The following is a 25,524-nucleotide window of genomic DNA, read 5'->3' as shown; positions in this document are numbered from 1 at the left end:
AGACACCGGCAATGATGGGCGACAAGTGGTTCACAGAGAGGCTTGGAGAAGACCAAATGTCGACCGAAGAGGGTGCTGAGGGCGGCTGGCTCGGACGTTCTGCCGCACGGCTGGACGCGGTCGACCGCGCGATCATCGGCGAGCTGCTGCGCGACGGGCGGATCTCGGTGCGGGCCCTCGCCGAGCGCGTCCACATCTCCCGCGCCAACGCCTACGCCCGGCTCACCCGGCTGATGGACGACGGGGTGATCACCGGTTTCACGGCCGAGCTGGCGCCGCAGCGGGCGGGCCTGGGCACCAGCGCCTATGTGTCGGTCACCATCGAGCAGAACGCCTGGCGCGCGATGTCGGCGAGGCTCCGGGAGATCCCCTATGTCGAGCATTTCGCGATGGTCGGCGGTGACTACGACGTCCTGGTCCTGGTCAGGGCTCCGGACAACGAGGCGCTGAGGCATGTGGTGCTGGAGCGCATCCAGGACATCCCCGGTGTCCGCGCCACCCGCACGTGGCTGGTGTTCGACGAGGCCCGCGGCCGGGGTGCCGAGTGGGGATCTCGGAAGAGTTGACGTGCCCGTTGACCTGGACTTGTTGCGCGAATCGGGCGTCCGTGCGACCTTATTACTGACCGAGCGATAAGTAATTGTCTCGGAGGGGACGATGACGACGACTCCGGTGGAACCGGAACTGGAGGAGCGCCTCCAGGCGGCCTTCGACGCGACCATCGCGCGCCACGACCGCATCGAGCCCAGGGACTGGATGCCGGACGCCTACCGCAGGACGCTCGTGCGGCAGATCGCCCAGCACGCGCACTCGGAGATCATCGGCATGCAGCCCGAGGGCAACTGGATCGGCCGCGCCCCGTCCCTGCGCCGCAAGGCGATCCTGCTGGCCAAGGTGCAGGACGAGGCCGGCCACGGCCTCTACCTCTACTCGGCGTGCGAGACCCTCGGCGTCTCCCGCGCCGAGCTGACCGGCATGCTGCTGTCCGGCAAGCAGAAGTACTCGTCGATCTTCAACTATCCGACGCTGTCGTACGCCGACGTCGGCACGATCGGCTGGCTCGTCGACGGCGCCGCCATCGTCAACCAGGTGCCGCTCTGCCGCACCTCCTACGGCCCGTACGGCCGCGCCATGATCCGCATCTGCAAGGAGGAGTCCTTCCACCAGCGGCAGGGCTTCGAGCTGCTGATGACGATGATGCGCGGCACCGACGCCCAGCGCGCCATGGTCCAGGAGTCGGTCGACCGGTTCTGGTGGCCGTCGCTCATGATGTTCGGCCCGCCGGACGCCGAGTCCCCCAACAGCGCGCGGTCGATGGCGTGGGGCGTCAAACGCAACTCCAACGACGAACTGCGGCAGAAGTTCGTCGACATGACCGTCCCGCAGGCCGAGGCGCTCGGGGTGACGCTGCCCGATCCGAACCTGCGCTGGAACGAGGAACGCGGCCACCACGACTTCGGCGAACCCGACTGGGAGGAGTTCGCCGCCGTCGTCGGCGGCAACGGGCCGTGCAACACCCAGCGTCTGGCGCACCGCCGCGCCGCCCACGACGACGGCGCCTGGGTACGCGAGGCCGCGTCGGCGTTCGCGAACCGGCAGGGCTCCGCAGAAGGAGGTGCCAGATGAACGAGAACAGACGCGAGTGGCCGCTCTATGAGGTGTTCGTCCGTGGCAAGCGCGGCCTCAACCACGTCCATGTCGGGTCGCTGCACGCACCGGACGACACGATGGCCCTGCGCCACGCGCGCGACGTCTACACGCGGCGCAACGAGGGCGTGAGCATCTGGGTCGTGCGGGCCGACGCCATCACGGCGTCCAGCCCGGACGAGAAGGACCCGCTGTTCGCGCCGAACGGCGACAAGGTCTACCGGCACCCGACGTTCTACGACATCCCCGGGAACGTCCCGCACATGTGACCGGAGGACAGATCATCATGAGCGACGACCACGGCAGCATCTTCGACGGGCTCCTCGACGCCGTAGACACCTCGCAGTGGGCGTTCGGCACCGACTTCGAGGATCCGCTCGCCGGTGTCGACACGACCGTGCCGGACGGCGTCGACCACGCCGAACTCGCCGCGTACTGCCTCATGCTCGGCGACGACGCCCTGATCTTGTCGCAGCGCCTGTCGGAGTGGTGCAGCCGCGCGCCGGACCTCGAAGAGGACATCGCTCTGGCGAACACGGCCCTCGACCTCCTCGGGCAGGCGCGGCTGCTCCTGGCGCGGGCGGCCGCCGCCGACCCCGCCGTCGTGCCCGCCCTCCCCGAAGGCTCGCCGGTGCCCGCCGAGGACGCGCTCGCGTTCTTCCGCGACGCCGGGCAGTTCCGCAACGTGCGCCTCACCGAGGTGGCGAACGGAGACTTCGCGCACGTCGTCGTCCGGCTGCTGCTGTTCTCCGTGGCGAGGCTCGCCCTGCTGGAGCGGCTGCGGGCGAGCACCGACTCGGTGCTGGCGGCGGTGGCGTCCAAGGGCGTCAAGGAGGTCACCTACCACCGGGACTGGGCGGGCCGCTGGTTCCTCACCCTCGCGCAGGGCACCGAAGAGTCGCGCCGCAGGCTCGTCAAGGCCCTCGACGACCTTTGGCCGCTCCAGCCCGAACTGGTCTCCGCGCACCCCCTCGAACTGTCCCTCGCGCAGGCGGGCGTCGGCGTCGACCCGGCGTCCACCCGCGACGAGGTCGACGCCGTCCTCGACCAGGTGCTCGCGGTGAGCGGCGTCGACCGCCCGGACCGCCCGGCCCTGGCCGCCGTCGGCGGGCGGACGGGCCGGCACGGCATGCACACCGAGGCCCTCAGCCTTCTGCTCGCCGAGATGCAGGTGGTCGCCCGCGCACACCCGGGAGGCCGCTGGTGAACGTCAGGGAACGTGCCGCCGAGGTCGCCGCGCAGGTCCGCGACCCGGAGATGCCGATGCTCACCCTCGCCGACCTCGGCGTCCTGCGTGGCGTCGACGTGGAAGACGAGGTCGTCATCGCCTCGATCACCCCCACCTACACCGGCTGCCCGGCGATGGCGACCATGCGCGACGACCTCGTCCACCGGCTGAACGGCGCCGGGTTCCCCCGGGTCGAGGTGCGCGTCGTCCTCGACCCGCCGTGGTCGAGCGACTGGATCTCCGAACGCGGCCGGGCCGCCCTCCGGGACGCGGGACTGTCGGCGCCCGGCCCCGCCCGCCGCTCCGCCGGGCCCACGAGCGTCAACCTCGGGCCGACGCGGCTCGCCCCCGCCTGCCCGCGCTGCGGCTCGACGGCGACCCGGCTGACGTCGGAGTTCAGCGGCACCGCCTGCAAGGCCCTGTACCGCTGCACCGGCTGCCTCGAACCGTTCGAGCACGTCAAGGAGATCTGACTTGACCACTCCAGCTCCCACACGGACCCGGCCGGCCGCGGCCTTCCATGCGCTGACCGTGGCGGCGGTCGACCACCTGTGCGAGGACGCGGCGGCGATCACGTTCGACGTCCCCGCCGAACTGTGCGAGGCGTACGCGTTCAAGGCCGGTCAGTCGCTCACCCTGCGCCGCTTCGTGGACGGACGGGAAGAACGCCGGTCCTACTCGATCTGCGCCCCGGCCGGTGCCGCGCCGCGCATCGGCGTCCGCGAGATCCCGGACGGCCTCTTCTCCTCCTGGCTCGTCCGCGACGTGGTGCCGGGGACGCGCATCGAGGTGCAGACGCCGTCCGGCTCCTGGCAGGCCGACCCGGGGCCGGGTGAGCGGCACCTGTGCATCGCCGCCGGGTCGGGCATCACGCCGATGCTGTCGGTCGCGTCCACGGTGCTGGCCAACCCCGGGGCGCAGGTGTCGCTCCTGTACGGCAACCGGACCAGCCGCACCGTCATGTTCACCGAAGAACTCGGCGATCTGAAGAACCGGTACGGCGCCCGGTTCCAGATGGTCCACGTGCTCTCCCGTGAGCCGCGCGACGTCGAGCTGTTCTCCGGACGCCTCGACCGCGACCGGCTGCGCCGCCTGCTCACCGACCTGATCCCCGCCGAGACGTTCGACCACGTCTGGCTCTGCGGGCCGCTGCGGATGCTCGAAGACGCGCGGGCGGTGCTCGCCGACCTCGCCGTCCCCGCGACCGTGCACGTCGAACTGTTCTACGTCGACGAGCCCCCGCCGCAGCCGCGCCGCACCGTCGCCGGTCCCGGGCCCGGCCCGACGACCGAGCTGACGATGGTCCTCGACGGCCTGCGGACGACGTCGACCGTCCCCCGAGATATGACGCTCCTCGAAAGCGCCCAGCGGACGCGCGCCGACCTGCCGTTCGCCTGCAAGGGCGGCGTCTGCGGGACGTGCCGCGCCGTCGTCCGCGAGGGCGAGGTCGACATGCGCCGCAACTACGCCCTGGAACCCGCCGAACTCGATGCCGGGTTCGTCCTCACCTGCCAGTCGTTCCCGGTCGGCGACGACGTCACCATCGACTACGACGCTTAGGCCTCGTGCCGGGCCAGGCCGTCGAAGGCCATCGTGGTGATCGCGCCGGCGACCGTCGCCGGGTCGTACACCCCGTCCGCGCGGTACCACTCGATCAGCGAGTTCACCATGCCGAACAGCAGCCGGCTCACCAGCGCGGGCGGCACGTCGTCGCGCAGGGCGCCCTCCTTGACGGCGTCCGCGACGAGGGCGGCGAGCCGGTCGTCGAGCCAACGGCGCCGTTCCAGGGCGGCCAGCTCGACGTCGCTGTTCCCCCGCACCCGCAAGAGCAGCGTGACGGACGGCTGGTGCGCGACGAGGACCTCGACGCTGCGCCGCACCACCCCGCGCAGGCGCTCGTAGGCGGTCGCCCCGGCCCGCTCATGGGCGGCCTCGGCCACGACGGCGGTGAGTTCGTCGAGGGCGTCGTCCAACGCGCGGCTGAGCAGCTGTTCCTTGCTCGTGACGTGGTGGTAGATGGCCGCTTTCGTCAGCCCCAGCTCCTTGGCCAGGTCGCCCATGCTCGTGGCGTCGTACCCCTTGCGGTTGAACAGCTCCACCGCGGTGCGAAGGATCGCCTCCTGGTCGTAGCCGGGACGGCCGCGCCGACGGCGCTGGGGCGGTTCGCCGGAACCGGTCGTCGTCACACCCGCAGGATCTCACGGGGACGCAACGTGAGCGGTCGCCCGCGACCCACCGATGAGTTTCGGGTATTCGTGCTGTCTGTAGGTGCGAGATGGAAGACGCCTTGCCACATCGGAAGAGGAACGCATTCATGGTCATCGTCGCTGGACACATCACGGTCGATCCCGGTCAGCGCGAGTCCTACCTCGCGGGCTGCACGAGCGTCGTCGAACAGGCTCGCCGGGCGCCCGGCTGCCTCGACTTCGCCATCACGGCCGACCTACTCGACCCCGCCCGCATCAACATCTTCGAACGCTGGGAGTCGCAGGCGGCCGTGGAGACCTTCCGCAGCAGCGGCCCCAGCGACGACCAGAGCGCCGCGATGCTCTCGGCCTCGGTAGCCGAATACGACATCGCCGACGTGCGCTCCCTGACCGGCGCCGACCCGGCCTAACCCAGACCGCGCCGAAGCGACGCGGAAACCGGGGCGCTGGACGAAGACCCATCCCGGTCTGGCCGCCGCAGCCGCAGCCTGGGTGAAGCTCGGAGTTCTTGACGACCGCCCAGATCCACAGCGCCACATGGCCCACGCCAGTGCTCCACGGAATGCGGGGGCGAGGGGTTCAGTCGTTTATGCCGAGCCATGAGGCGAAGGACCTGAGTGTGCCGCTGGTTTGTCTCTCCATGCGGGCGACCTGCTGTGCGGTCTCCCGCACCTGGGGATGGAAGCGGGTGTGCTGAGCCGAGATGCCGCGTGCCTCATAGAGGCAGTGGAGGGCGCCGGACGGGTCGTTGCGCCACACGTGCGCTCGGGCGAGGTCGATCCAGTGGTGAGAGCGGCGCTCAGTGGGGGCGTCATCAGGGAGGCGAATATCCTTGGACCTGCCGATCGCGGCGAGCTGGCGTCGTTCAGGCCATCGGATGCGGCCTCAGCGCCGCCACGATCAACGACTCCGCCGGACGCCCGGCCAAACGGCATACGCCCTGGTTGCAGAAGCACATGACCGGCCGGCCTGACCCGGCCGGTCACGTTGCTGGCTCTGCCAGGCGCGGTAAGTGCGCGACGCGCGCTCAGACCAGTAGGGAAACTCACAGTGCGCGAAGTGCGAGCACGTCACGCGTTGTCGCTCGCCCCGCGCTTCACGGCATCCGTGAACGCGCGCCAGTCGGCACGCGTCAACATCAGCTTGGGGCCCGTGGGGTTCTTACTGTCGCGCACAGCGATGTCATGGTGCAGAGCGGCGACCTCCACGCAGTTGCCGCCGTTGCCGCTCCGGCTGCTCTTCCGCCAGACGGCGCGGGAGAGATCCGCGTTGGTCATGGCCCACTCCTCCCAAACGATGATTTACGCTAGCTCTTCGGCTACGCGAGTGATCATGGACAGCGACTCGTCGGGATCGAGCGCTTTGGCTATGAGGTAGTTGAACATCAGTGTATAACGCTCGATTTGGGGCGTCTCCTCCAGATAGAGGCTGCCGGTCTGGTTCTCCAGGTAGACCACATCGGGGTCGCTGGCTTCCGGAAAGTCCAGAATCGTGAACGATCCTTCCATGGCGGGGTGCGCTCCCGCCTTGAACGGAAGGACTTGGACGCTCACGTGAGGCTGGCGGGCGAGATCCACGACGTGTCGCAGCTGGTCGCGCATCGTTTCCTCGGTCCCGACGACTCGCTGAATGACAGCTTCGTTCACCACCGCCCAGAACTTGAGCGGACTTTCTCCGGTCAGACGCCGCTGACGGGCCGAGCGCACCTCGATCTTGTGTTCGATCTCGTCTTCGTTGCCTGCTGCGGGCGCGGCGTGCAGGAACGCTCGATAGTAGTCCGGGGTCTGGAGCAGGCCGGGCATGAGCTCTGACTCATAGGCCTGGATCGAAGCCGCCTCGGCCTCCAGGCCCACGAAGAACTGAAACCAGCTGGGGATGGCCGCGCCGTAAGAGTGCCACCATCCGCGCTGCCGGGCTTCGCGGGCGAAGGTGAGCAACACCTCGCGCCTGCTGGCGTCCACGTCATAGACGTCCAGCAGCACGCGCAGGTCAGTAGGGCGGATGCGTCGCTCACCCGTCTCCCATCGACTGATCGTCGAGCTGCTGAAGTCGCCTTCTGATCGGCTCACGACCTGATCGATCGTCAGACCGCGCTCTTCGCGCAGACGGCGCAGTTCGTAGCGCAATCGGCGGCCGCGCACGGTCGGACTCGGGCGTATCGGCACAAAGTCACCTCCTGTTTTGGGGAATTGCGAACGGGGACTTGCCAAAAGGGTAGCCCCGCTGCACGCTATAGCTTGTCAGCATCACAGACCGCGTGTGGGCGGTTCTGCTGAGTTACGAACGTCATCCGATCTCGCGGTGACGTGGCCGGAAAGATGGCGGCCCCGGGCCGGTGGTGGCACACCGCGTCCCAGGGCCTAGCCCGACTGGAAGGAGTCGGACCCGTGAGTGATGGTACGGGTAGGCCGTTGGAGCAGTTGGCGGCGCAGCTTGCGCAACGGGGTGTCCGGGCCGACGTGCATGGGGGGACGCTCGTCGTGTCGCTGGGTGCGCGTCGCGAACAGGTGATCGCTTGCGACGGTCGGTGGTTCCGGTGGGGTGGTGAGCGCGGGCACGTGGTCGGCGAGGTGGGGGCCGAGTCGGCGTCGGCGGACCGGGCGCTGATCGTGCTGAAGCAGCTGGCCCGGTGGTCGTGGTGAACGGCTACGGGGTGAGTGCGGATGCGACGTTCGAGCGGCTGGACGTGCTCGTCCGGCTGATGACGGACCTGCGCGGGCTCGGGCGGGGGTCGTGGCTTGCTCTTCCCGTCGCGGGGCAGCCGGTTCTGTACGTCCAGGCTCGTTCGGGACGGCTGGCGGTTCTGGGCGTGCAGGACCGCGGCGGCTGGTCGTACATGTGGGACGGCGGCCGTAAGGCTGCGGCGGACGGGACGCTCGTGGCGGCTCGGCAGATCGCCGGGGTGGCGCGGTGATCGTCTGGGACGAGGTGCACACCGAGCGGATGTGCTCGGGCGGGGGCCTTGACGTGCGGGAGGTCCGGGCGTGGGTGCGGCGGACGCTGGCCGGTGCGCTGGCGGGCGGCGTGGACGGGGTCGACCTGGACGACGTGGACCTGATGGTCTGCGAGATCGCAACCAACGCGATCCGGCACAGTGCCAGCGGCAGGCCCGGCGGCGGGGTGTGGGTGACGGTGCTGGTGTCGCGGGAGCGGCTGCGGGTGGAGATCCAGGACGACGGCGGTTCGGCGGGGCGTCCGCTGATCCCGGTGCAGGGTGCGGGCTGGAACGAGTCCGGCCGCGGCCTGATGGTCGTGGCCGGGCTGGCGGAGTGCTGGGGGACGGTGCCGGGCGACGACGGCCGGTACATGGTGTGGTTCGAGGTGGCGCGGTGAGCAGGAAAAGGGCGGTCGCGCAGGTGCTGCGGGACGCGTGGGCCAGGCTGGCTCTGCGGGGTGCAGGGCCTGGTGAGCGGCTTCCGGAGCCTTACCCGGAGACGGTGTTCTTGCTCGCCGGGATGGCGCCGGGCGCGCGGAAGGCGTTGGAGGTGTTCCCGCAGGAGGCTCGGGCGTGGCGGACGCTGGCGGAGATGGAGGCTGCGCGGGCCCGGGTGTGGTCAGGGCAGGGGCGGGTGTGGGACGCGGGAGTGTGTACCGGGCGGGCGCAGGCGTACCGGGCGGCGGCCGAGCAGGCGGAGGACGTGCTCATCGAGTCGCTTGAGCTGTGGGACGAGTACGAGCGGCAGACCGCCGAGGGCGGGAGGTGACCGGCCTACTCGGGCTCGTGTTCGATTTCTCGGCCGACTTCGGTGAGGGTTTCGCGTAGCCAGCGGTGGGCCGGGTCGGCCTGGTGGACGGTGTGGAACCAGAACGCCTCCAGGATCGGGACGGCCTCGAACGGGCAGGGATGCAGCCGGATCCCGCCAAGGGCGGAGAGGCGACGCGCCAGCCGTTCCTGGATGAGCGCGACCCTGGAGGTGCCGGGGATCAGGAACGGCAGGGACTGGAAGTTCTCCACGACGACCTCCACGTTCGGTTCGATGCCCAGCATGGTGAGCTGGCGTATCGCGAACGACGCGGCGGTCGGGCCGCGGAAGGCGGTGACCCAGGGCAGCGTCTCCAGATGTTCCATGGTGATCCCGTCCACCAGGGCGGGGTTCGCGGGGTCGGCGATGATGACCCATCGGTCGGAGTAGACGTCGGTGTACGGGTGGGTCGAGACGAACCCGTGGGGCATGATCAGCCCGTCCGTCGAGCGCAGGGTGGCGTCGATGTCGTCGACCCTCGGCACGTTGATCTGCAGGAACCGGATGCGTACCCGCGGGGCTTCGATCGCGAGCCTGCGCATCAGGGGGTTGCCCAGGACGGTGAGCACGTAGTCGGAGGCGACGATCGAGAACTCGCGGTCGCTTTCGGACGGGTCGAACCGCGGCCGGGCGGAGAAGACGCGGTCGACGACGTTGACGGCAAGGGCCGTCGGGTCGACCAGTGCGGCCGCCAGCGGGGTCAGCTCGTAGGAGTTGCCGACGCGGGTCAGCAGTTCGTCGCCGTAGTGGCGGCGCAGCCTGCCCAGGTTGGAGCTCATCGCCGGCTGTGACAGGCCGACCCGCCGCCCGGCCCGTGTCACGTTGCGTTCCTCCAGCAGTGCGTGCAGGGCCATCAGCAGGTTGAGGTCCAGGCTTTCCACGACCGCCCCCCATCCATCGCATCAATAGTTCATAGACAAACTATTGATTTCTCACATCGTTGTCTTTCGGTCACAGTGAGGGCAATCACATCGGAGGCATCGCCGTGGAAGCTTCTTTGACCTCGTCCGCGCGCTTCGCGCTCGGGACGTTCTCCGTCGACGGGATACCCGTCCCCGGTCTGGTCGTCGATGACCGTGTGGCCGACCTGCGGGGCCACTGGCCGTCGATGGAGGCGCTGCTGGCCGGCTGGGACGAGGCGCTCCCGGTCCTGGACGGGCTGGCGGGCTCCGCCGGGTGGCCCCTTTCCGACCTGGAGGTTCTGGCGCCGTTCACGCCCGGCCAGGTGATCCAGTCCGGGGCGAACTACCGGACGCACGTCGTCGATCTCGCCGTCGCGCACCGCGAGTTCTCCGACCCGGCGGAGGAGGCGGCGGCCCGCGTCGAGGTCGGCGCGATGATGGACCGGCGGGCGGCGGAAGGTACGCCGTACCTGTTCGTCGGCCTGCCGGGCGCGGTCGCCGGCCCGTACGACGACCTCGTCCTGCCCGGGTACAGCGACCGGCACGACTGGGAACTGGAACTGGCCGCCGTCATCGGGCGGCCCGCGTTCAGGGTGACGCGCGAGCAGGCTCTGGACCACGTCGCCGGATACACGATCTGCAACGACGTCACGACCCGCGACCTGGTGTTCCGGCAGGACATGAAGGAGATCGGCACCGACTGGTTCCGGTCCAAGAACGCGCCGGGCTTCCTGCCGCTCGGGCCGTTCCTGGTCCCCGCCCACGCGGCCGGCGACCCGATGGACCTTCAGGTCACGCTGACGGTGAACGGCGAGGTCATGCAGGACGAGTCGACCAAGGACATGCTGTTCGACGTCGCCGCCCTCGTCTCCGCCGCGTCCCAGATCGCCCGGCTACGGCCCGGGGACCTGATACTGACCGGCAGCCCCGCGGGCAACGGCATGGCGTCCGGCCGTTTCCTGCGCGACGGCGACGTCATGGAGGGCACGATCACTGGTCTGGGCACCCAGCGCGTCGTCTGCCGGGCCGAGTCATGAGCGCCGTGGAGAAGGCGATCGCCGAGGCCGCGCGCGAGTACTCCAACTGGGGACGCTGGGGCGAGGACGACGTCCGCGGCACCCTCAACTTCCTCGACGAGGCCAAGCGGGTGCAGGCGGCCGGGCTGGTCAGGCGGGGCGTGAGCTTCTCCCTGTCCCAGCGGTTCGACATGAACGGCCCTCAGCGCGGGTGGCGGCGGCGTACGAACCCGGTGCACACGATGCTCGACACCGGCGTCGATGCGGCGCTCGGCAAGCAGGGCTTCCCGCACGGGATCGGCGGCGCCGACGATGTGATCGCGATGCCGCTGCAGTGCTCCACCCAGTGGGACGGCCTCGGCCACATCTTCGACCGCGGCAACGCCTGGAACGGCCGTCCCGCCCAGGACGTGGTGACCAGCGGCGGCGACCAGGTGACCGGTATCGAGACGGTCGCCGACGCCGTCGCCGGACGCGGCGTCCTCCTGGACGTCGGCCGCGTGATCGGCGGCGGGGAACTGCCGGATGCGTTCGCCATCACCGAGGAGCACCTGGCCGCCACCGCCGCCGCGCACGGCGTCGAGGTCGGCCGCGGCGACATCGTGTGCGTCCGGACCGGGCAGCTCACCCGCGTCCGCCGCGACGGCTGGGGAGAGTACGCCGGCGGCCCCGCCCCCGGCCTGTCGTTCTGGACGGCGGGCTGGCTGCACGGCACGGAGATCGCCGCCATCGCCACCGACACCTGGGGCTTCGAGGTGCGGCCCAACGAGTTCGAGGACGCCTTCCAGCCCCTGCACCAGATCGTCATCCCCAACATGGGCCTGTTCGTCGGCGAGATGTGGGACCTGGACGCCCTCGCCGCCGACTGCGCCGCCGACGGCGTCTACGAGTTCCAGCTCATCGCGGCGCCGCTGCCCATCACCGGGGCGGTCGGCTCGCCCGTCAACCCCCTCGCTCTCAAATGAGCGTCCCGGCATCCGAACGGAGACCGCACATGACGAACGTCGGCAGCGTGCTGATCGTCGGCGGTGGCATCACCGGCACCGCGCTGGCCACCCTGCTCGCCCGCGGAGGAGTCCGCGTCGACGTGGTGGAGGTGAAGCCGACCTGGTCCGCGCTGGGGTCGGGCATCACACTGCAGGGCAACGCGCTGCGGGTGCTGCGCGAACTCGGCGTGTGGGAGCAGATCCTGGCCGAGGGTTACCCCTTCGGTTCCGTCGGCATCACCAAGCCGGACGGTTCCCTGCTGTTCGAGCAGGAGGACATGCGGACCGGCGGCCCCGACCTGCCCGCCACCCTCGGCATGGACCGCCCCGACCTGCAGGCGATCCTCGTGGAGACGGCCCGGCGGGCCGGCGCCCGCCTCACCACCGGCCGCACCGTCACCGCCCTGGACCCGGTGACCTTCGACGACGGCACCACCGGCGACTACGACCTGATCGTGGGCGCCGACGGCATCCACTCCGCCGTCCGCGCCATGATCGGCATCGACATCGGGCCCGAGCCGGTCGGGATGGGCATCTGGCGCGTGCACGCCCGCCGGCCCGGGTCGGTCGTGCGCACCGACCTTGCCTACGGCGGCCCCTGCTACATCGCCGGATACTGCCCGACCAGCGAAGACACCCTCTACGCCTACCTGGTGGAGAAGGCCCGCGACCGCACGTCCATTCCCGCGGCGCAGAAGGCGACGATCATGCGGGAGCTGGCCGAGCCGTACGGCGGCGCGTGGGACGACATCAAGGGCGACATCACCGACCCCGAGCGCGTCAACTACACCTGGTTCGAGTCGCTGCTGGTGCCGCGTCCCTGGCATCGGGGGAACGTCGTCCTCATCGGCGACGCCGTGCACGCATGCCCGCCCACCCTGGCTCAGGGCGCGGCCATGTGCCTGGAGGACGCCTCCGTCCTGGCCGAGATGCTGCTGGAGAACCGCGAGGCCGGCGACACGCTGCTCACCGCCTTCGCCGACCGGCGGTACCCGCGCGTCCAGGCCGTCGTGGACGGGTCGCTCCAGCTGGCCCGCTGGCAGATGGAACCCTCCGGCGACGCCGACGTGCCCGGCCTCATGGCCCGCACGAGCGCCCTGGTGAGCGAGCTGCCATGACGACCGTCGACGTCCACGCGCACGTCCTCCTCCGGGACGTCGAGCAGGCCGTCGCGGGCCGCCCGGAACTGGACGCCCAGCGCGCGCTCGACCTCCGCCGCAACGGCGCCGAGTCGACGGCCGTGTCCGGGAGGATGGTCGGCGACCGCCTCGCCCGGCTCACCGACGTCACGGTGCGGCTGGCCGACATGGGCGCGGCCGGCGTCGACGTCCAGATCGTCAGCCCGTCCCCGTCCCACTACCACTACTGGGCCGAACCGGAACTCGCCGGACGCGTCTACCGCCTGGCCAACGAGGGCACCGCCGGGCACTGCGCCGAGGCCCCCGGCCGGCTGCACGGCCTGGGCCTCGTCCCGCTCCAGCACGCCGGCATGGCCGTCCAGGCGCTCGACCACGCGCTCGACCTCGGCCTCAAGGGCGTGGAGATCTCCTCCCACGCCCCCGGCCGGGAACTGTCGGACCCGGCCCTGGAACCGTTCTGGGCCCGCGCGGCCGAACGCGGAGCCGTCCTGTTCCTGCACCCGTTCGGCTGCACGCTGGACGAGCGGCTCGACCGCTGGTACCTGTCCAACATCGTCGGTCAGCCCACCGAGAACGCCGTCGCCCTCTCCCACCTGATCTTCTCCGGGGTCCTGGACCGGCACCCCGGGCTGAAGATCGTCGCAGCCCACGGCGGCGGCTACCTGCCCACCCACATCGGCCGCGCCGACCACGGCTGGCACGCCCGCCCCGACACGAAGGGCTGCGCCGAGCCGCCCAGCTCCTACCTGCGGCGGCTCTGGTTCGACTCCCTCGTGCACGACCCCGGCGTCCTGCGCCACCTCGTGTCCGTCGCGGGCGCCGGCCAGGTCCTGCTCGGCTCGGACCACCCGTTCGACATGGGCTCCGACGACCCGCTCGGCGACCTGCGCGCCGCCGGGCTGGCGCCGGACGACGTGGACGCCATCGGCGGCGCCAACGCCGTCGCGCTCTTCTCACTCAAGGACTGACATGCGACTCATCACCCACCTGCGGCACGTGGACCTCGCCGTCCCCGACTTCGCGCGCCAGCGCGACTTCTACTCCGGCGTCTGGGGCCTGACGGAGGTCGCCTCGGACACCGGCATCAGCTTCCTGGCCGCCGAGGGGTCGCCGGAGCAGTACATCGTCCGGCTCCGCCGCGACACCGGCAAACGGCTCGACCTGATCGCCTTCGGCGCCGCGACCCCGCAGGACGTCGACGCCCTCGCCGCGCGGCTCCGCGACGCCTCCGTCCAGCTGATCACCGAGCCCGGCGGGCTCGACACCCCCGGCGGCGGCTACGGGTTCCGCTTCTTCGACCTGGACGGCCGGACGGTCGAGGTCTCCGCCGACGTCGCCGTCCGGAGGCACCGCAAGCTGGAGCCCAAGGAGGCCGTGCCCGTCCGGCTCTCCCACGTCGTGCTCAACGCCCCCGACATCGCCGCCACCCGCTCCTGGTACGAGACGCACCTGGACTTCGCGCTCTCGGACACGCTCGCGTCCCCGCACATGGGCGAGATCATGCACTTCATGCGCTGCAACCCGCAGCACCACAGCCTCGCCATCGCCCGCGGCCCCCACACGTCCCTGCACCACGTCTCCTTCGAGATGCGCGGCCTGGACGAGTACATGTACGGCACCGGCCGCCTCCTGCGCTCCGGCGCCCGCATGATCTGGGGACCCGGCCGCCACCTCGCCGGCGACAACACCTTCTCCTACTTCCTCGACCCGCACGGCAACACCGTCGAGTACACCACCGAGCTGGAACTGCTGGACGAGGACGCCTGGCACCCGTCCGTCCACGACCTCACCCAGCCGGACGTCGCCGACCAGTGGGGGACCGCCAACCCGATGAACGAGCTGATCGCCAAGGAATCGTTCAACGACCCCGACCGCGGCGTCTTCGTCGCCCCGCCCGTCTGATGCGCTACGCCACCTACACCCACGGGGGCCGGCGGCACTGCGGCGTCGTCCGAGGCGACGCCGTCCACCGCCTCGACGCCCCCGACCTCCTCACGGTCATCGCGTCCGGGGACCGGCCGGAGGCCGCGGGCCCGGCGGTCCCGCTGAGCGAGGTGACGCTGCTCGCGCCGATCCAGCCGCCGACCGTCCGCGACTTCGTGACGTTCGAGGAGCACGTCGAAGGGGTACGGCGCAGCGTCGGCGGCGAGGCCGGCGTCCCCGGCCGGTGGTACGCCGCCCCGACGTTCTACTTCACCAACCCCTACGCGGTCATCGGTACCGGCGCGCCCGTGCCCGTGCCGCCCGGCAGCGAGGTCCTCGACTTCGAACTCGAAGTGGCCGTCATCATCGGGAAGGAAGGCGGCGACCTGACGCCCGAGCAGGCCCGCGGCCACATCTTCGGCTACGCCGTCTTCAACGACTGGTCGGCCCGCGACCTGCAGGCCGCCGAGATGCAGGTCGGCCTCGGCCCGTGCAAAGGCAAGGACACCGCCACCACCCTCGGCCCGTGGATCGTCACCGCCGACGAACTGGAGCCGTACCGCGACGCCGACGGCTTCCTCGGCCTGGCGCTGTCCGTCTCCGTCAACGGCACCGAGATCGGCCGCGACCTGCTCTCCAACATGGGCTGGCCCTTCGAGGACCTCATCGCCTACGCCTCGCGCGGCACCCGCGTCCGCCCCGGCGACGTCCTCGGCTCCGGCACCTGCGGCAACGGCGGCTGCCTGGCCGAACTGTGGGGCGTCAGGGGCGACCGGACCCCGCCCCCGCTCCGGGTCGGGGACGAGGTCACCATGACCGTCGAAGGCATCGGCAGCATCACCAACACCGTCACCGAAGGCGCCGCGCCCCACCCGATCCCCGCCGCCCGCCCCCGCCCCCGCAACCGCCCGGACTGACCACCTCGCCGGGCCGATGTCCGGCGATGCTCTCCCGGCCCGGCGGTGATCAGGACTCCAGCAGGGCCCGGCCGACGTAGTCGCCTGGGGCGGCCCCTCCGGGCACGGCGAAGATCGCGCTGGATTCGTGGCGGATGTAGCGGGTGAGGCCGTCGGCGCCGTCGAGCTTGCGCTGCACCTGGATGAACCCGGTCGTCGGGTCCGCCTGCCAGGCGATGAACAGCAGGCCGGCGTCGGGCGCGCCGTCCGGGCGGAGCCCGTCGTGGTAGGAGAACCCGCGGCGAAGCATCGCCGCGCCGCCGTTGGACGACGGGGCCGCGACCCGGACGTGGGCGTCGCCGGGGATGGCGAGTGCCCCGTCCGGCCCGGCCGCCGACAGGTTCAGCGGCGTCGACTCCGTACCGCCCGACAGCGGGGCCCCGGTGTCCTTGCGGCGTCCGATCACCCGCTCCTGCCGGTCGGCGGGCAGCCGGTCCCAGGTGTCCAGCAGCATCCGGATGCGGCGGACGACCGCGTACGAGCCGCCGTTCATCCAGGCGTGCGGTCCGGTGCCGCCGCCCGCGAAGACCTTCGCCTCGAAGCCGCGTTCGGACGGACGCGGATTGCCGGTGCCGTCGATCTGCCCCATGAGGTTGCGGACCGTCCTCGGCCGGTCGGTGGCCCCGCGGGCACGGTTGAAGCCGCCCATCTGCCAGCGCACCTTCGCCGTGCCGGACGCCGCCCGCTGCAGGACGCGCAACGCGTGCACGGTGACGAGCGGATCGTCGGCGCCGATCTGCACCCACAGGTCGCCGCCGCTTCTGGACGGGTCCAGGGCGTCGGCGGAGAACGGCGGCATCTCCACCAGCGCGGGCGGCATGCGGTCGCCGAGCCCGGTCCTGCCGAAGAAGGAACGCCCGAACCCGAACGTCACGGTCAGCGAGGACGGTCCGGCGTCCAGGGCGATGTGGTCGTCGCCGGCGGGCGGCCGCCCCGCCGTCATCGCCTCGGCCGCCGCCGACCAGCGGCGCATCAGTGCCGCCGCGCCGCCCCGGTCCGCGCCGGGCCGCAGGTCGAACGCGACGAGGTGGCCGCACGCCTGCGCCGGGGTGGTGATCCCGGCCTGGTGGCGGCCGTGGAACGGGACGGCCGTGCCGCCGACGGTGCTGAGCGGCACCTCGTCGTCGCCGGTCCAGTTCCGGGAGGCGCCGGTCAGGCCGCCGGCGGCCAGCCCGGCGGCCCCGGCGGCGCCCGCGGCGCCGAGCAGACGCCGCCGCGAGAGACCACGGCGCCCGGACGACTCACTCATGATCGTTCTCCGTGGGGGGCGGGGGCGGGCCGGTGGTCCGTCGGCCGGACCGGTGCCTGCACGGTGATGGGGGACGAGATGGCGAAACGCAGTGTGAACGTGACCGTGTCGCCGATCTCCGGCTTGCTCTTCAGCTTCATCAGCATCAGGTGGTCGCCGCCCATGCGGAGCTCAAGGCGGCCGTGCGGTGGGACGGTCATCGACTCGACCTGTTTCATCGCGTTGTCCACGGTCGTGTGGAGCTGCACCTCTCCGGCGATGTCGGCGGTCGCCGCGATCAGTTCGTCGGCGTCCCGCCCGGTGTTGACCACCGTGAGGTAGCCGGCCGCCAGGTCGCGCATCGGCGGCTGCCGGACATAGGCGCCGGTCACCGCAAGGCGCGGCCCGTCCCCGTCCGTGTCCCGCGAGGTGCAGGCGGCCGACCCGGCGGCCAGCAGGAGCGCCGCGAGAGCGGCGGCGGAGCGCCTCATCGTGCCCCCTCGACGAGTTTCGGCAGGTCGGCCTCGTACTGCTGGGACGTGGTGCCCGACGTGTAGATCGTGTGGGCGCCGTCGTCGGCCGGGGAGAACGCCAGGACCTGGGCGCCGTGGTTGACGGTGTAGCCGCCGTCGGCCTCCTTCACCGGCTTCTCCACGAGGATGCCGAGGCCGCGCGCCGCCCGCTGGATGGCGTCGAAGTCGCCGCTCAGCCCGATGAAGCGCGAGTCGAAGGCGGCGAGCCATCTGTGCAGCCGCTGCGGGGTGTCGCGTGCCGGGTCGGTGGTCACGAAGACGACCCGAAGCCGCTCCTGGTCCGCCTCCGGCAGCTTCTTCACCGCGTTGGCGATGTCGGCCATCGTCGTCGGGCACACGTCCGGGCAGTGGGTGTAGCCGAAGTACACCAGCGTCGGCCTGCCCGCCGTCTGCTCCACCAGGTCGAAGGGGCGTCCCCGGTCGTCGGTCAGTGTCAGTCCGGGCTTCGGCAGCGGGCGGTCCAGCCGGACGGCGGTGCCGGACGGGGCCGCCGGGGACGACGCCCCGGCCGCGGCCGGGACGCCATCGGCCGGGGTGCCGCCGCACGCGGCGGCGGTCACGGCGATCGCCGCGACGGCGGCGGCCAGCCGGGCGGCGACGGCCATCCGGCGGGCGTGCGGTGCGCGGGAGAGGTCCGCGCAGGCGTGCGGAAGCACACGCATGAAAAGCCTCCAGGGAGAGGAACGCCGCGCGGGCACACGAGTGCCCCGGTGGGCGCGAGGAAAAGGGGACGGGTTGCTCCCGTCCGGATGTCAGCTCAGGCGGCGGCCGGTGCGGGCGGTCCGCGACGGACGACGGCATGGCCCAGCAGGACGACTCCGCCGCGCGGGGCCTCCTCCTCGCAGCGGCGTGGCATGCGGATCCGCGGCTTCGGCGGGCGGGGCGCGGGCCGTGCGAGGACGGCGGCGAGCATCCCGGCCAGAGGCCCGGTGAGCGCTCCGGCGGTTCGCACCGCGATCCGCACCGTCCGCCAGATGGCGTGTTCGCCCCGGTGCAGTACCCAGCCGAACACGAACGCGGCGGCCAGATGCATCGCGAACATCGCCGGATCGGGCATCAGGGGTGCGGGCATGCCATGGGCGTGCGTACCCGGCATGGCGGCCGCGTGACCCGGATGCGCGTGGGCCTGCCCCAGTGAGAACAGCACGTGCAGGACCGTCTGACCGCACAGCAGCGTCGCGGTGATGCCCGTCCTGGAGCGTTCCCGGCCCGCCAGCGGCGTCACCAGGAACAGCGTCACGACCCAGCCGGCCGCCAGCGGCCCCCAGGGCAGCCCGGCTCCGGACACCAGCGCGTGACCGGACGCGGACACCGCCACGCAGACGGCCGAGAACGCCGCCGACCGCAGCAGTCGCAGACCGGCGTCGGCGCGTATCACGTCGGCGCGCATCGTGTCGGTCACCGTGTCCGTCATCGTCCGGGGTCCCGGATCTCCCGCATCACCATCGGCACATGTACTACGAACGGTAGTACATCGGTCGGCGTGCCCGCGCGGCGGGCGGGAACGAGCCCCGCCGGTCCACGCCACCGGTACCGCGACGCCCTTCCAAGTTTTGACCGACGGTTGACGAGAGATCATTTTGCGAACCGGATGCCGGGGAAGTGTGCTGTATGCCGTCCCCTCGTGGCGTGCCCGACTCGATCGGCTCGCCGACCGGCCCCCCGAACGCAGGAGCGTCGCCGACGAGGAAGGGGCCCGGTGGAGACGACGGCCGTCCTGGACCGATGGCAATTCGCCGTCACGATCATCTACCACTTTCTTTTCGTGCCGGTCACGATCGGTCTCGCATGGTTCGTCGCCGGCATGCAGACGGCCTGGCACCGGACCGGGCACGAGCACTATCTGCGGATGACGCGGTTCTTCGGGAAGCTCTTCCTGATCAACTTCGCGCTGGGCGTCGTCACCGGAATCGTGCAGGAGTTCCAGTTCGGTATGAACTGGTCCGTCTACTCCAGGTTCGTGGGATCGGTGTTCGGGGCGCCGCTGGCGATCGAGGGCCTGGTGGCGTTCTTCCTGGAGTCCACCTTCATCGGCCTGTGGATCTTCGGCTGGGATCGGCTCCGGCCGAGAATTCACCTGGCGATGATCTGGCTCGTCGTGGCGGGCGTGACGGCGTCCGCGTACTTCATCCTGGCGGCGAACACGTGGATGCAGCGTCCCATCGGCTACGAGATGAACGAGGGACGCGCCGAGATGACCTCGCTTGGGGACGTCCTCCTCCAGCCCCTGCAGATCACGCACTTCTTCCACACGATCGCCGCGTCGCTGATCACGGCGGGCCTGCTGGTGATCGCCGTGTCCGCATACCGGATCCGCAAGGAGAAGGACGTGCGGCTGTTCCGGGGTGCCGCGCGCGGGGCGCTCTGGGTGACGCTGTGGTCGTCGGTCGTGGTGATCGGCGTGGGGCATTTCCAGGCACAGATCCTGGTGAACGAGCAGCCGATGAAGATGGCCGCGGCGGAGGCGCTGTACGAGACGCGGGCGCCCGCGCCGCTGTCCCTGCTGGCGATCGGCCCGTGGGAGAAGCATCCCGATCGCGTCAACGTCGACATCGCCCTGCCGAACGGCCTGTCGGTGCTGGCCACCAACGACTGGAACGGCGAGATCCGCGGGATCAACGACATCCAGCGCGAATACCGGGAGAAGTACGGGCCCGGCGACTACACACCGATTATCGGCAGCATCTACTGGTCCTGGCGGGTCATGATCGCCGTCGGTCTCCTCGTGCTGCTGTTCTCCGCCCTGTGGCTGTGGCTCGCGCGCCGGCGCGGGCTGGAACGTTCCCGCACGTTCGCCTGGTGGGCGTACGCGTTCCTCGGGCTGCCGTTCCTGGCCAACACCGCCGGCTGGCTGCTGACCGAGATGGGACGCCAGCCGTGGATCGTCCAGGGCCTCCTGAGAACCCATGACGCCATCTCCCCGAAGGTGGGCAGCGGCCAGGTGATCGGGACGCTCATCGGCTTCACCGTCCTCTACGGGGTGCTGGCCGTGATCGAGGCATGGCTGATCGTCCGCGCGGTCAAGGCGGGACCCGAGCAACCGGCCCCGGAGCTGACCCGCGAGGACCCGCTGCCGCCGATGCTCTACTGACCCGCCCCGCGAAAGGCGCATCACCATGGAGATCTCCGGCGACCTCAGCCTCCAGACCCTCTGGTTCGGGCTCATCGCGGTGCTGTGGATCGGGTTCTTCCTGCTCGACGGCTTCGACTTCGGCGTCGGGATGCTCTATCCGTTCCTCGGGCGCGACAACCCCGAGAGGCACGCGCTGCTGGCCACGATCCTGCCCGTGTGGGACAGCTACGAGGTGTGGATCATCGTGGCGGGCGGCGCCACGTTCGCCGCGTTCCCCGGCTGGTACGCGAGCCTGTTCTCCGGCTTCTACCTGGTCTTCTTCGCGCTCCTCCTCGCGCTGATCGTGCGCGGCGTCGCCATCGAGTACCGCAACAAGCACAACGACCCGTCCTGGCACCGGCGGTGGGACTACGCGCTGCCGATCTCGAGCGCGGCGATCCCGTTCCTGCTCGGTGTCGTCTTCGCCGAGATCACCCGGGGAGTGGCGATGGACGCCGACGGCAACCTCACCAGCGGACCGCCGGGGCCGTTCAGCGCCTACTCCGTCCTCGCCGGGTTCGCGCTCGTCGCGGCGTTCGCGCTGCACGGGGCGCTGTTCCTCGCCATCCGGACCGAGGGCGGCCTGGAGGAGCGGGCGCGCCGCACCGCGCTGGCGCTCTGGCCGGCGGCGGCGGTACTGCTGATCGCGTTCCTCGTCTGGACGGCGTTCCAGGCGGCCTCGTCCGCGCCGTACCCGCTGCCCGTGATCGTGCTGATCGTGCTGAGCCTGGCGGCCGCCGCGGCGGCCGGGCCGCTCGCCCTGCGCGGACGCGCCCTGGCCGCCTTCGCCGGCACGTCGGCCGCGACCGTGCTGCTGGTCGCGGCGCTGTTCGTCCGGCTGTACCCGAGGGTCATCGTGTCGTCGACGCCCGGCTCGCCGAGCCTGACGATCTACGACACGGCCTCCAACCACTACTCGCTCGTCGCGATGACGATCGTCGCGGCCGTGTTCGTGCCCATCGTGCTCGCCTACCAGGTCTGGGCGCTGTGGGTGTTCCGGGCACGGCTCTCCCGCGCGGACTTCGCGCGTCCGCCGCACCCGCTGCACATGATCACGGGAGAGCGGGGGCACAAGCGCGGCGACGCCTCCTCCGGGGGCGGGGAGTAGGCCACCGGATGCGCGCGACCGACCCGTGGCTGCCGTCGCATGTGCCCGGCATCCGCCGGTTCACGGTGACGGCGGGACTGCTCGCCGCCTGCTCGGCGGCCCTCACCATCGTCCAGGCGATCCTGTTCGCCCACATCGTCGCCTCCGGTTTCCTCCAGCACCGGGACGTCCCGGACCTGCTCGCGGCGCTGCTGGCGTTCGGAGGCGTCGGCGTCGCACGCGCCGCGACCGGCTGGACGGCGGACGCCTTCGCGCGAACCTCGGCGTCCCGGATGACCGGTGAGCTGCGCGGCCGGGTGCTACGCCATCTGCTGCGGGCGCGTCCGGGCAGTGTGCGGTCCGGCGAGGTCGTGACCGCCGCCACCGGCGGCGTCGAGGCGCTGGAGACCTACGTCTCCCGGTTCCTTCCGCAGCTGGCGACCGCGGTGCTGGCGCCGTCCGCGATCCTGCTGTGGGTGGCGTCCCAGGACGCCCTGTCGGCGCTGCTCATGCTGGTGACGCTGCCGCTGATCCCGCTGTTCGGGGCGCTGATCGGGCGGTCCACCCAGGCCAGGACGCGGGCGCGGTGGCTGGCCCTGGCCCGGATGAGCGGGCACTTCCTCGACGTCGTCAACGGGCTGACCACGCTGCGCGCCTACCGCCGGGGACGCGCCCAGGCCGCCACCATCGCCGCCACCACCGAGCGCTACCGGCGGGAGACGATGAAGGTCCTGCGGGTCGCGTTCCTGTCCGCGATGGTCCTGGAGCTGGCCGCCACGCTCGGCACGGCGGTGGTCGCGGTCGGGATCGGGCTCCGGCTGGTCGCCGGGGACCTGGCGCTGCACACCGGCCTGGCGGTCCTCGTCCTCGCCCCCGAACTGTACGGGCCGCTGCGCGGGCTCACCGCGGAGTACCACGCGGGCGCCGACGGGCTGACGGCGTCGCGGCGGCTGTCCGGCCTGCTCGCGCTTGCGCCCGCCGCGTCCACACCGGCCCGTCCCCGCACGGCCCGGTTCGGGGTCGTCCGCCTGGAGGGCGTCACCGCCGGTTACGACGACGGCCCGCCCGTGCTGGAGGAGATGACCCTGGAGATACGCCCAGGGGAACGGACCGTCCTCGTCGGAGACAGCGGCGCGGGCAAGAGCACCCTGCTGGCGCTGCTCATGCGCTTCATCGAGCCGTCCTTCGGGCTCATCACCGTGGACGGGACCGACCTGGCCGAGTTCGACCCGTACCGGTGGCGGCGGCTGGCCGCCTGGCTGCCGCAGCGCCCCCGGCTGCGTCCCGGCCCGGCGCTCGCCGCCATCACCCCCGCCGAGCCCGGCGACCTGAGCCCGGTCGCGGCGGCGGAACTGGCCGGGGCGTCCTGCCTGCTGCACCGCACGGTCGGCGAGGCCGGCACCGGGCTCTCCGCCGGCGAACTGCGTCGCCTCGCCCTGGCACGGGCGCTGGCCCGGCCCGCGCCGCTCCTGCTGCTGGACGAGCCCACCGCCCACCTCGACGCGGCCACCGCCCGGGGCGTCATCGACGCGATCAACGGCGTGACCGGCCGCACCGTGGTCGTCGCGACGCACGACCGGCGGCTCGCCGACACCGCCGACCAGGTGATCGACCTCGCCGGCGCGGAGATCCGCACGTGACCGGGCGTCCGCTGCCGGCGATGGTCGCGGCGGCCCGTCCCGCCGCACACCGGTTCGCCGTCTCGACCCTCTGCGGCGCGCTCGCCTTCGGCTCGGCCGTCGCGCTGATGGGTGCCTCCGGCTACCTCATCTCGCGTGCCGCGCAGCGTCCGGAGGTCCTCGCGCTCGCCGTGACGATCACCGCGGTTCGCGCCCTCAGTCTGTCGCGCGCCGTGTTCCGCTACGCCGAACGCCTCATCTCCCACGACGCGAGCCTGCGGCTGCTGCGCGCGTTGCGCGTCCGCTGGTTCACCCGGCTGGAACCTCTCGTCCCGGCCGGCGTGCCCGGCACCCGGAGCGGGGAACTGCTCAGCGGATTCGTCGCCGATGTCGAAGCCATGCAGCACCTCTACCTGCGCGGCCTCGCCCCGCCGCTGATCGCACTCACCGTCGGCGCCGGCTCGGTCGCGGCCGCCGGGTGGCTGCTGCCCGCCGCCGGGATCTGGCTGGCGCTCGGGCTGCTGCCCGCCGCGCTCGTCCTGCCCGCCGCGTCCGTCGCGCTGACCCGCGCCGCCGCCCGCCGCCAGAGCGCGGCCCGCGCCGCGCTCAACGCCGAGACCGTCGAACTCCTGCACGCCGCCCCCGACCTGGTCGCCTTCGACCAGGCCGACGACCAGCTCGCCCGCATCGGCGCCGCCGACACCACGCTGGCCCGCATCAGCCGCCGTGACGCGCTCACCGCCGGGTTCACCTCGGCGGCGGTGACGCTCCTCACCGCCGCCACGACGCTCGCCGTCCTCACCGCCGGCCTGCACGCCGCCCGCCGGGGCGTCCTTCCCGGTGTCCTGCTCGCCGCCCTCGGGCTGATCGCCATGGCCGCGTTCGAGGCCGTCCGGCCGCTGCCCGACACCGCCCGCGACCTGCTGGCCGCGCACGACGCCGCCACCCGCCTCACCGCGCTGACCGCCCCCGACCCGCCCGCCTCCGACCCCCGGCGCCCCCTCGCGGCCCCGCGCGGCGACCTGCTGCGATGCCGTGCCGTGCGCGCCCGCTACGCCCCCGGCTCACCCTGGGTCCTGGACGGGATCGACCTGGACCTGCGCCCCGGACGGCGTGTCGCGCTGCTCGGCCCGAGCGGCAGCGGCAAGAGCACCCTGGCCCACCTGCTCGTCCGTTTCCGCGACCCCGACGAGGGCCGCATCACCCTCGACGGCCACGACCTGCGCGCCTACGCCCAGGACGACGTCCGGCGGGTGATCGCTCTGGTGGACCAGCACGCCCACCTGTTCGCGACCACGATCCGCGCCAACGTGGGCCTCGCCAGGCCCGACGCCACCGAACCGGAGATCATCGACGCGCTGCGCCGCGCCCGCGTCTGGGACTGGATCGCCACGCTCCCGGACGGCCTGGACACCCACGTGGGCGAGCACGGCGACCGCGTCTCGGGCGGCCAGCGCCAGCGGATCGCGCTCGCCCGCGCCTTCCTCGTCGGCGCCCGCATCATCGTCCTGGACGAACCCACCGCCCACCTTGATCCCGGCACCGCCGACGACCTGCTCACCGATGTCCTGGACATCGGTCCCGGCACCGGCGTCCTGCTGATCACGCACACGCCCCCGTCCCCCGGCGCGGTCGACCAGATCGTCCACCTTCCGGGACCGCGATCGTCTCCCGAACCCGCCTAGACCTGCACCGGGTGCAGAGCGGACGCGATCTCCTGCAGCCGCCGCGCCGCCGCGGGGGAATCGGCGAGGGTGAGCGTCAGCCCCGGGTGGCGCAGCAGGCCGGTCGGCTCCGCGCCGGGGACGGGACGGTGGAACCGGATGCACACACCCTGTTCGGTGCCGGTGCCGAAGGTGAGCCCGCGGTCGGCGGCCGACAGGTGCACACCGAGCACCTTCCAGGCGGAGAAGGGGCCGGTGACCTCGGCACCGGCCACATTGTCCAAGGCGGTCCGCACCGACCAGCGCCCGAAACGGACGTCCAGCCTGGACGTGGTGATCAGCAGGTAGCACGTTTCCGGCCGGATCCCCAGCATCCGCAGCGGGCGCGGCAAAGGGCGGTCGAAGGCGAAGCCGAAGCGCTCGCCATTGGGTTCTGAAGGCATCACAACTCCCGTTTGACCAGGTGACCTGTGATGCCTACCCATCCTGGCGGCGAGTACCGCGAGCGCCTCTGGGGGCAGAGGTCCGCACGCG

The 25,524-nt window shown here is 71.7% G+C and carries 30 protein-coding genes; 21 read left to right on the top strand and 9 right to left on the bottom strand.

Annotation, left to right across the window (positions count from 1 at the left end):
* Positions 1–56: 56 nt before the first annotated feature.
* The 6 genes from ACGFK0_RS22450 (at position 57) to paaE (ending at position 4,435) form a co-directional block, all read left to right on the top strand.
* A complete protein-coding gene (locus ACGFK0_RS22450; protein ID WP_392907548.1) occupies positions 57–566 on the top strand; it encodes an Lrp/AsnC family transcriptional regulator in 510 nt (169 codons plus the stop codon).
* Between the two features lie 91 nt (positions 567–657).
* Positions 658–1,626: a 1,2-phenylacetyl-CoA epoxidase subunit PaaA gene (gene paaA, locus ACGFK0_RS22445; RefSeq protein ID WP_392907546.1), complete on the top strand. Its 969-nt coding sequence runs from the start codon at positions 658–660 to the stop codon at positions 1,624–1,626.
* Complete coding sequence (gene paaB, locus ACGFK0_RS22440; RefSeq protein WP_392907543.1) at positions 1,623–1,916, top strand: 1,2-phenylacetyl-CoA epoxidase subunit PaaB; 294 nt, start codon at positions 1,623–1,625, stop codon at positions 1,914–1,916. Before paaA ends, paaB begins: the two co-directional genes overlap by 4 nt.
* A 17-nt stretch (positions 1,917–1,933) precedes the next feature.
* Entirely contained in the window at positions 1,934–2,854 is a 921-nt protein-coding gene (paaC, locus tag ACGFK0_RS22435; protein WP_392907540.1) for a 1,2-phenylacetyl-CoA epoxidase subunit PaaC, read from the top strand.
* Entirely contained in the window at positions 2,851–3,348 is a 498-nt protein-coding gene (gene paaD, locus ACGFK0_RS22430) for a 1,2-phenylacetyl-CoA epoxidase subunit PaaD (protein WP_392907538.1), read from the top strand. The genes paaC and paaD overlap by 4 nt, the downstream gene beginning before the upstream one ends.
* A 1-nt stretch (position 3,349) precedes the next feature.
* Positions 3,350–4,435, top strand: coding sequence for a 1,2-phenylacetyl-CoA epoxidase subunit PaaE (paaE, locus tag ACGFK0_RS22425; protein ID WP_392907536.1), 1,086 nt, complete (start codon positions 3,350–3,352; stop codon positions 4,433–4,435).
* Here paaE and ACGFK0_RS22420 read toward each other — a convergent pair.
* The gene (locus ACGFK0_RS22420) at positions 4,432–5,061 is read right to left on the bottom strand and encodes a TetR/AcrR family transcriptional regulator (RefSeq protein ID WP_392907533.1); all 630 of its coding nucleotides are present in this window, start codon (positions 5,059–5,061) and stop codon (positions 4,432–4,434) included. The genes paaE and ACGFK0_RS22420 overlap by 4 nt on opposite strands.
* Positions 5,062–5,189: 128 nt before the next feature.
* Between ACGFK0_RS22420 and ACGFK0_RS22415 the strand changes: the two genes are divergently transcribed.
* Positions 5,190–5,492, top strand: coding sequence for a putative quinol monooxygenase (locus ACGFK0_RS22415; protein WP_392907531.1), 303 nt, complete (start codon positions 5,190–5,192; stop codon positions 5,490–5,492).
* A gap of 660 nt (positions 5,493–6,152) precedes the next feature.
* Here ACGFK0_RS22415 and ACGFK0_RS22410 read toward each other — a convergent pair.
* Together ACGFK0_RS22410 and ACGFK0_RS22405 are read right to left on the bottom strand one after the other, a co-directional pair.
* Positions 6,153–6,359, bottom strand: coding sequence for a DUF397 domain-containing protein (locus tag ACGFK0_RS22410; protein WP_392907528.1), 207 nt, complete (start codon positions 6,357–6,359; stop codon positions 6,153–6,155).
* A gap of 24 nt (positions 6,360–6,383) precedes the next feature.
* Positions 6,384–7,247 carry a helix-turn-helix domain-containing protein gene (locus ACGFK0_RS22405; protein WP_392907526.1) on the bottom strand — a complete coding sequence of 288 codons (864 nt, stop codon included), beginning with the start codon at positions 7,245–7,247 and terminating at the stop codon, positions 6,384–6,386.
* A gap of 222 nt (positions 7,248–7,469) precedes the next feature.
* On the opposite strand from ACGFK0_RS22405, the gene ACGFK0_RS22400 reads away from it, so the two are divergent.
* Genes ACGFK0_RS22400 through ACGFK0_RS22385 form a run of 4 tightly spaced genes read left to right on the top strand, consistent with a single transcriptional unit; the run spans position 7,470 to position 8,786 of the window.
* Entirely contained in the window at positions 7,470–7,724 is a 255-nt protein-coding gene (locus ACGFK0_RS22400; RefSeq protein ID WP_392907524.1) for a hypothetical protein, read from the top strand.
* The gene (locus ACGFK0_RS22395) at positions 7,712–7,996 is read left to right on the top strand and encodes a hypothetical protein (protein WP_392907522.1); all 285 of its coding nucleotides are present in this window, start codon (positions 7,712–7,714) and stop codon (positions 7,994–7,996) included. Before ACGFK0_RS22400 ends, ACGFK0_RS22395 begins: the two co-directional genes overlap by 13 nt.
* Complete coding sequence (locus ACGFK0_RS22390) at positions 7,993–8,415, top strand: ATP-binding protein (protein ID WP_392907519.1); 423 nt, start codon at positions 7,993–7,995, stop codon at positions 8,413–8,415. Before ACGFK0_RS22395 ends, ACGFK0_RS22390 begins: the two co-directional genes overlap by 4 nt.
* Entirely contained in the window at positions 8,412–8,786 is a 375-nt protein-coding gene (locus tag ACGFK0_RS22385; RefSeq protein WP_392907517.1) for a hypothetical protein, read from the top strand. Before ACGFK0_RS22390 ends, ACGFK0_RS22385 begins: the two co-directional genes overlap by 4 nt.
* A 5-nt stretch (positions 8,787–8,791) precedes the next feature.
* Here ACGFK0_RS22385 and ACGFK0_RS22380 read toward each other — a convergent pair whose 3' ends face one another.
* Positions 8,792–9,706: a LysR family transcriptional regulator gene (locus ACGFK0_RS22380; protein WP_392907515.1), complete on the bottom strand. Its 915-nt coding sequence runs from the start codon at positions 9,704–9,706 to the stop codon at positions 8,792–8,794.
* A 104-nt stretch (positions 9,707–9,810) separates the two neighbouring features.
* Between ACGFK0_RS22380 and ACGFK0_RS22375 the strand changes: the two genes are divergently transcribed.
* The 6 genes from ACGFK0_RS22375 to ACGFK0_RS22350 are packed head-to-tail and all read left to right on the top strand — an operon-like array spanning position 9,811 to position 15,708.
* On the top strand, positions 9,811–10,764 hold the full coding sequence (locus ACGFK0_RS22375) for a fumarylacetoacetate hydrolase family protein (RefSeq protein WP_392907512.1): 954 nt from the start codon (positions 9,811–9,813) through the stop codon (positions 10,762–10,764).
* Positions 10,761–11,708: a cyclase family protein gene (locus ACGFK0_RS22370; protein ID WP_392907510.1), complete on the top strand. Its 948-nt coding sequence runs from the start codon at positions 10,761–10,763 to the stop codon at positions 11,706–11,708. Before ACGFK0_RS22375 ends, ACGFK0_RS22370 begins: the two co-directional genes overlap by 4 nt.
* A gap of 29 nt (positions 11,709–11,737) precedes the next feature.
* Positions 11,738–12,847, top strand: a complete 1,110-nt coding sequence (locus ACGFK0_RS22365) for an FAD-dependent oxidoreductase (protein ID WP_392907508.1) — start codon at positions 11,738–11,740, stop codon at positions 12,845–12,847.
* The gene (locus tag ACGFK0_RS22360; protein ID WP_392907506.1) at positions 12,844–13,836 is read left to right on the top strand and encodes an amidohydrolase family protein; all 993 of its coding nucleotides are present in this window, start codon (positions 12,844–12,846) and stop codon (positions 13,834–13,836) included. The genes ACGFK0_RS22365 and ACGFK0_RS22360 overlap by 4 nt, the downstream gene beginning before the upstream one ends.
* A 1-nt stretch (position 13,837) precedes the next feature.
* Entirely contained in the window at positions 13,838–14,770 is a 933-nt protein-coding gene (locus tag ACGFK0_RS22355; protein WP_392907504.1) for a VOC family protein, read from the top strand.
* Entirely contained in the window at positions 14,770–15,708 is a 939-nt protein-coding gene (locus tag ACGFK0_RS22350) for a fumarylacetoacetate hydrolase family protein (RefSeq protein WP_392907502.1), read from the top strand. Before ACGFK0_RS22355 ends, ACGFK0_RS22350 begins: the two co-directional genes overlap by 1 nt.
* A 49-nt stretch (positions 15,709–15,757) precedes the next feature.
* Here the strand turns inward: ACGFK0_RS22350 and efeB are convergent, their stop codons facing one another.
* From efeB to ACGFK0_RS22330, 4 genes are all read right to left on the bottom strand, one after another.
* The gene (gene efeB / locus ACGFK0_RS22345; protein ID WP_392907500.1) at positions 15,758–16,996 is read right to left on the bottom strand and encodes an iron uptake transporter deferrochelatase/peroxidase subunit; all 1,239 of its coding nucleotides are present in this window, start codon (positions 16,994–16,996) and stop codon (positions 15,758–15,760) included.
* Positions 16,993–17,466 (bottom strand): copper chaperone PCu(A)C, encoded by a 474-nt coding sequence (locus tag ACGFK0_RS22340; RefSeq protein ID WP_392907498.1) that lies wholly within the window; start codon positions 17,464–17,466, stop codon positions 16,993–16,995. The genes efeB and ACGFK0_RS22340 overlap by 4 nt, the downstream gene beginning before the upstream one ends.
* Complete coding sequence (locus ACGFK0_RS22335; RefSeq protein ID WP_392907496.1) at positions 17,463–18,170, bottom strand: SCO family protein; 708 nt, start codon at positions 18,168–18,170, stop codon at positions 17,463–17,465. The genes ACGFK0_RS22340 and ACGFK0_RS22335 overlap by 4 nt, the downstream gene beginning before the upstream one ends.
* Positions 18,171–18,265: 95 nt before the next feature.
* The gene (locus ACGFK0_RS22330) at positions 18,266–18,922 is read right to left on the bottom strand and encodes a hypothetical protein (RefSeq protein ID WP_392907493.1); all 657 of its coding nucleotides are present in this window, start codon (positions 18,920–18,922) and stop codon (positions 18,266–18,268) included.
* A gap of 285 nt (positions 18,923–19,207) precedes the next feature.
* Between ACGFK0_RS22330 and ACGFK0_RS22325 the strand changes: the two genes are divergently transcribed.
* From ACGFK0_RS22325 to cydC, 4 genes are read left to right on the top strand one after another with little or no spacing between them, the layout of a single operon-like run.
* Complete coding sequence (locus ACGFK0_RS22325; protein ID WP_392907491.1) at positions 19,208–20,599, top strand: cytochrome ubiquinol oxidase subunit I; 1,392 nt, start codon at positions 19,208–19,210, stop codon at positions 20,597–20,599.
* A gap of 25 nt (positions 20,600–20,624) precedes the next feature.
* On the top strand, positions 20,625–21,728 hold the full coding sequence (cydB, locus tag ACGFK0_RS22320) for a cytochrome d ubiquinol oxidase subunit II (RefSeq protein WP_392907489.1): 1,104 nt from the start codon (positions 20,625–20,627) through the stop codon (positions 21,726–21,728).
* A gap of 8 nt (positions 21,729–21,736) precedes the next feature.
* A complete protein-coding gene (gene cydD, locus ACGFK0_RS22315; protein ID WP_392907486.1) occupies positions 21,737–23,347 on the top strand; it encodes a thiol reductant ABC exporter subunit CydD in 1,611 nt (536 codons plus the stop codon).
* Positions 23,344–25,011 carry a thiol reductant ABC exporter subunit CydC gene (cydC, locus tag ACGFK0_RS22310; protein WP_392907483.1) on the top strand — a complete coding sequence of 556 codons (1,668 nt, stop codon included), beginning with the start codon at positions 23,344–23,346 and terminating at the stop codon, positions 25,009–25,011. The genes cydD and cydC overlap by 4 nt, the downstream gene beginning before the upstream one ends.
* Here the strand turns inward: cydC and ACGFK0_RS22305 are convergent.
* Entirely contained in the window at positions 25,008–25,433 is a 426-nt protein-coding gene (locus ACGFK0_RS22305) for a hypothetical protein (protein ID WP_392907481.1), read from the bottom strand. The genes cydC and ACGFK0_RS22305 overlap by 4 nt on opposite strands.
* Between the last annotated feature and the right edge of the window lie 91 nt (positions 25,434–25,524).

This window comes from Spirillospora sp. NPDC048823 (assembly GCF_043198445.1).
Classification (GTDB): domain Bacteria; phylum Actinomycetota; class Actinomycetes; order Streptosporangiales; family Streptosporangiaceae; genus Spirillospora.
This window is presented reverse-complemented; position numbering and strand designations above follow the sequence as displayed.

Bases quoted from the DNA above. Each gene is read 5' to 3' on its own strand.
- ACGFK0_RS22450 (WP_392907548.1), top strand. From the start codon at position 57: ATGTCGACCGAAGAGGGTGCTGAGGGCGGCTGGCTCGGACGTTCTGCC.
- paaA (WP_392907546.1), top strand. From the start codon at position 658: ATGACGACGACTCCGGTGGAACCGGAACTGGAGGAGCGCCTCCAGGCG.
- paaB (WP_392907543.1), top strand. From the start codon at position 1,623: ATGAACGAGAACAGACGCGAGTGGCCGCTCTATGAGGTGTTCGTCCGT.
- paaC (WP_392907540.1), top strand. From the start codon at position 1,934: ATGAGCGACGACCACGGCAGCATCTTCGACGGGCTCCTCGACGCCGTA.
- ACGFK0_RS22415 (WP_392907531.1), top strand. From the start codon at position 5,190: ATGGTCATCGTCGCTGGACACATCACGGTCGATCCCGGTCAGCGCGAG.
- ACGFK0_RS22410 (WP_392907528.1), bottom strand. From the start codon at position 6,359: ATGACCAACGCGGATCTCTCCCGCGCCGTCTGGCGGAAGAGCAGCCGG.
- ACGFK0_RS22370 (WP_392907510.1), top strand. From the start codon at position 10,761: ATGAGCGCCGTGGAGAAGGCGATCGCCGAGGCCGCGCGCGAGTACTCC.
- ACGFK0_RS22365 (WP_392907508.1), top strand. From the start codon at position 11,738: ATGACGAACGTCGGCAGCGTGCTGATCGTCGGCGGTGGCATCACCGGC.
- ACGFK0_RS22360 (WP_392907506.1), top strand. From the start codon at position 12,844: ATGACGACCGTCGACGTCCACGCGCACGTCCTCCTCCGGGACGTCGAG.
- ACGFK0_RS22355 (WP_392907504.1), top strand. From the start codon at position 13,838: ATGCGACTCATCACCCACCTGCGGCACGTGGACCTCGCCGTCCCCGAC.
- ACGFK0_RS22350 (WP_392907502.1), top strand. From the start codon at position 14,770: ATGCGCTACGCCACCTACACCCACGGGGGCCGGCGGCACTGCGGCGTC.
- efeB (WP_392907500.1), bottom strand. From the start codon at position 16,996: ATGAGTGAGTCGTCCGGGCGCCGTGGTCTCTCGCGGCGGCGTCTGCTC.
- ACGFK0_RS22340 (WP_392907498.1), bottom strand. From the start codon at position 17,466: ATGAGGCGCTCCGCCGCCGCTCTCGCGGCGCTCCTGCTGGCCGCCGGG.
- ACGFK0_RS22335 (WP_392907496.1), bottom strand. From the start codon at position 18,170: ATGCGTGTGCTTCCGCACGCCTGCGCGGACCTCTCCCGCGCACCGCAC.
- ACGFK0_RS22330 (WP_392907493.1), bottom strand. From the start codon at position 18,922: ATGACGGACACGGTGACCGACACGATGCGCGCCGACGTGATACGCGCC.
- cydB (WP_392907489.1), top strand. From the start codon at position 20,625: ATGGAGATCTCCGGCGACCTCAGCCTCCAGACCCTCTGGTTCGGGCTC.
- cydD (WP_392907486.1), top strand. From the start codon at position 21,737: ATGCGCGCGACCGACCCGTGGCTGCCGTCGCATGTGCCCGGCATCCGC.
- ACGFK0_RS22305 (WP_392907481.1), bottom strand. From the start codon at position 25,433: ATGCCTTCAGAACCCAATGGCGAGCGCTTCGGCTTCGCCTTCGACCGC.